General features: G+C 61.2%; 2 protein-coding genes and 1 other annotated feature. Of the genes, one reads left to right on the plus strand and one right to left on the minus strand.

Annotated elements, in window-relative coordinates; genetic code table 11:
- Positions 1 to 486: 486 nt before the first annotated feature.
- Positions 487 to 1,730 (plus strand): IS3 family transposase gene (locus NA4_RS37375; protein ID WP_373862877.1). Its coding sequence is split into 2 segments (ribosomal slippage): positions 487 to 781 and positions 781 to 1,730, totalling 1,245 coding nucleotides; the frame shifts between segments, so codons are not numbered across the junction.
- Positions 768 to 899 (plus strand) — a sequence feature (AL1L pseudoknot). It overlaps the preceding gene by 132 nt.
- 173 nt (positions 1,731 to 1,903) lie before the next feature.
- Here the strand turns inward: NA4_RS37375 and NA4_RS41090 are convergent.
- Positions 1,904 to 3,643, minus strand: a complete 1,740-nt coding sequence (locus tag NA4_RS41090) for a WXG100-like domain-containing protein (protein WP_157129547.1) — start codon at positions 3,641 to 3,643, stop codon at positions 1,904 to 1,906.
- Positions 3,644 to 4,384 lie beyond the last annotated feature (741 nt).

Genomic DNA, 4,384 nt, shown 5'->3' on the forward strand with positions numbered 1-4,384 from the left:
GCAGAAAGTCTTTCTGTCGCAAGAAGACATGATGAACCAGGGGCTTCATTCATGATCATCCGGGGCGCAAAACACCAGCTCAGACGTTAAAACTCGAGCTAGATGCGCAAAAACAACATCTACGCAGCCCGGCCCCTCACCAGCATGGCTTCAGTACGGCGTCGAAAACCACATTCGCACCCCTCCACCCTCGTGGTTGTATCGCCACCGACCGCCACCTTGGTACCGACGCCCCCACAACCACTCGGAGTACCGACAGTTGCCACCACAGCTCCCGTATCGCCCACGTCTCCACATCCCCACCTGCGACCCCGGTGACTCTCAGCGCGTTCTGCAGCCCAGCTGGAGCGACCGGCAACAGCAAGAACCAGCAAACACATGGTGTGCGAGACCTCTGATGACCGGCGATTCCGTTGGCGGCATGGCTGAACTGAACCGTCCTGGACTGGTTGGAGGCTCCCGTTTTAGCAAGGGAGACTGTCAGTCATGGGTGCACCACGGAAGTTCGACGAGGAGACTCGTGCTCGAGCAGTGCGGATGTACCAGGACCGGATCCGCGAGCACGGCGAGTCGATGGCCGCGGCGCGCAGGCATGTGGGCGCGTTGCTGGATATCAAGCCGGCGACGCTGCGGAACTGGGTCGAGAAGACCGAACAACCGGCCGACGATCCGGTGCCGGCGTCGGTGTCGGAGTCCGAGGAACTGAAGGCGCTGCGCCGCGAGGTGGCCGAATTGCGGAGGGCCAACGATATTTTGCGGACGGCGAGCGCGTTTTTCGCGGCGGCGGAGGTCGACCGCCGACTGCGGTGATCGTCGACTACATCGACGCTCACCGCCACCGGTTCGGGGTCGACCCGATCTGCCGTGTGCTCACCGGGCACGGGCTGCAGATCGCCCCGTCCACCTACTACGCCGCGAAGAAGCGCGGCATCAGCGCTGCGGTCTGGGCTGATGCACACGCGGCCGAGTTGTTCGACCTGTGGACGGCCAACCGGCGCGTCTACGGGATACGCAAACTCTGGCGCGCCGCCTGCCGCGCCGGCCACAACCTCGGCCGCGACCAGGTCGCGCGGCTGATGCGGCTGGCCGGGATCGACGGGGTCGTGCGCGGGCGGCGCACCACGATCACCACAGAACGCGACCGCGACCAGCCCGCGCGGCACCCGGACCTGATCGGGCGGGCCTGGTCGCAACCGGTTCGGCCGGATCAGTGGTGGGTCGCCGATTTCACCTACTGTTGGACACTGGCCGGGTTCTGCTACACCGCGTTCTGCATCGACGTGTACTCACTCCGCATCCTCGGCTGGCGGGTGATGACCAGTAAGACGACCCCGTTGGTGACCTCGGTGCTCGAGCAAGCGTTGTTCACCCGCCGGAGGACCGATTTCCGTTTCACCGCAACAGGTTTGGTTCATCACTCCGACGCCGGAAGTCAATATACGTCGCTGGCTTTCACCGAAACGCTGCGAGGCTCGGGTATCGCCGGGTCCATCGGCAGCGTCGGCGATGCCCTCGATAATGCCCTCATGGAATCGGCGATCGGGCTTTACAAAACCGAGCTGATCGACCGGCACCCGCCTTTCCCCGGCCGGGCAGAACTCGAACGGGAAACGGCATCGTGGGTGCACTGGTACAACACCCAACGCCTCCACTCGGCGATCGGATACCTACCGCCGACCGAATACGAACACCTCTACCATCAACAGACCATCTCAGCCGAGGTGGCCTGAATCCGAGTCTCTACCGGATCCAGGACGGTTCAGAACACCGCCGACCACACCCGCGCAAGGTGCAGCCGAAATATCGAAGGGCCGGCCTCATCTTCTTTATGCATCGCCAGCCTTGGGGCCGCCAACCTACGGGTAAAAAAGGCTACCTGAGATGTCGACGCTTGACCGACACGCTAGCTGTTGGCCGGCGGCTGGTCATGCCTCTCTGTTTCCCGCGAATAGACTACAGGCCTCGCAGGAGGTTGTGTATCCGCGTCGGATTCCACTGTGGGGGATCGAGTTTCAGGGTTGACCGAGCCGCGATCCGTAACATGCTGACGGCGGCGGGGACCTGTCGCGCTCGGCGCGAACACCTTCGGTGTGCTAGGAGTGCGTTCAGTTCTCGACCACGGGGTGGCCATCGGCCTTTGGGCGGGTGAAGAGGTGCCCGGCGTCCGGGAAGCCTCCGACGGACCGAATTTCGAGGCAGACTTGCGTTGCGTAGCTGCACGCGCCGATCGTGACCATGGTGTAGCTTTGGTGGACTGATCGCTTGGCCCAATAGCCCGCTGGGCCTGGGGCCGGGTCTGGTCTGTTGTGTCAGCATAGTTGGATTGCGCTCGGGCGCCGACTGTGTACGGTTCAGCTGCCGATTCGGATTTGTGACTGTCGATATCCATACTGGAGCGCCCGTGTAGCCGTGTCTCGGCAACCGCGGTGTCCAAGGCGGTTCTGTGCGTCTGCACGTCATCTGACAGCGGCGGGACATGGCTGGCTGCGATGTTGGAGGGGTGGGCAGGGAGATTGTCGACCTCATGTCCGACCCCGCCGCGTGCAGCTCTGTCGGGCGTGTTCGTGCTCGATATACCATCGGCCACAGGCGTCATTTCGCGAGCATGAGCTTCCTGCCGAGCCGGCGAGTCACTCATCGGTGCATATATTTTCGCTTCCATACCAGCGGAATGCCTGCCACCGAACTCCGCAGTAGCTACATTGCGGCCAAAATGGTCTGCGGGTACATCTGTGGTGTGACCTCCTGCGTGGGGTGACGGAGGGTCAAAAAAGCTTGCCCCAGAGTGGACGTGCGGAAATTCACGCGACGTCGGTGGCAACTCGAGCCTGCTATGCGGCGCAGACTGCACCTGGGAATCGTTAGCACTGCGGATCAGGTCGATCGGGGCGCGTCCGGTCTCCTGGGCGCTCAGGCTGTCGAGGCTGCGGGTGGTGAAATCTAGCTTCCCCACGTTAGTGGCAAAATTCTCAGCATGCCGCATCATCTCGTCCGCGTGGTCATCGAGTATCCTGGCATAACGCATGACCTCATCAGGTTCAATATACAAGGGCAGCGCCGATGAACTATCGGATGGTGGCACCCCCAAGGCATTACTCGCCGCCCCGTAGACGAAACCATGGATCATTTTTTCGATGGCGTCTTCGAACGGCTCTATGGCCTTTCCGATCACCTCGGCCAGCAGGTATCCGACAAGGTTCTGCTGCATCTGATCGCATATTCGACGTGCTGCCGTAGCAATAGCGGGGCCAGCCGCCGGGCCTGCCGGAGTTGCCAGGATCGCTGCGTAACTCACTGCCAGCGCAGCGAGTTCGGCCAATACCGCCACCTTTACCGCGGTGATCACATCCGCAGCAATGTCCAGCGCGCGTGCCACGACTTTACATCCCTCGTCGAGCTCCGTCATGTTCGTTGCGCTCATCCGCGCCCAGGTCGCGACCAGCTCCTCGTACGAGTATCCGGAATAGATTGAGCCCATGTCTTTGATTACACCGGTCGCGGATTCGTGCGTATCTTGAACGTTCGCGGCGAAGCAACGCACATGCTCACCGAGACTGCGTACGTCATCTTCGTTGATATCCGGATAGGGAACACCAACGAAATTGAGGAACACCACAACCTCATGAGGTATCTCTATGGGCATCAGAACACTCCCGCTGCCATAGGAATATTGGACATCCCGCCCAATTCGCATTTGCGCGACCAACTCATCAGCTACGGCTCACAGTCGCAGAACACATGCGTAGACATCTTTCGCGGTGCACTTGCTCGTTCCCTGACCCAGTGCCCTTCACCGCAACAACTTTCACGACAGTGGTTACCCTAGCGAGGGGGGAATGGCTTTGATCGCCACCGCACCCCGAGCCTCCCGCGCGCGGCGCAATACCGTAACTTTGCATCGACTAGAGCGGCGATATGGCAATGTTCCCAGCGCATCCTTTGCGCCTCGGTACAACCGGCGCACCGACAGCCGCGCCATCTCGCTGCGAGCAATTGCACCGACATAGTCCGGAAGATTCTCCGCGTCGCCAGCCGCATCGACAGACCAATCAGCCAATGCTCCTCTGCAGACGCTCCGCGGGCCCCTCCTTCCATTAACTGCCTGCGCGAGCCCCGCAGGAAACCGCCACATCCACAAAGCTGTGGAATGCATCCACCGCCGCCGATGTGACCCCACCTCGGAGCGCTCCATGAGAGACAAAAAGTCGGCCTAATAGGCATGTGACGTTCGCTTCCTCCAGGAGAACGGCCCGTTTTACGGGCATCACAGTCACACATGTTCATCGTGAGCGGCATGGGGGAAATGCCTACAATTTGACTCGGTAGTGGTACGAGAATCTGGTCGAGCCGGAGAAGGCAGGTTGTGCGCATTGAACATCTAGCC

This window comes from Nocardia amamiensis NBRC 102102 (assembly GCF_001612745.1).
Lineage (GTDB): Bacteria > Actinomycetota > Actinomycetes > Mycobacteriales > Mycobacteriaceae > Nocardia > Nocardia amamiensis.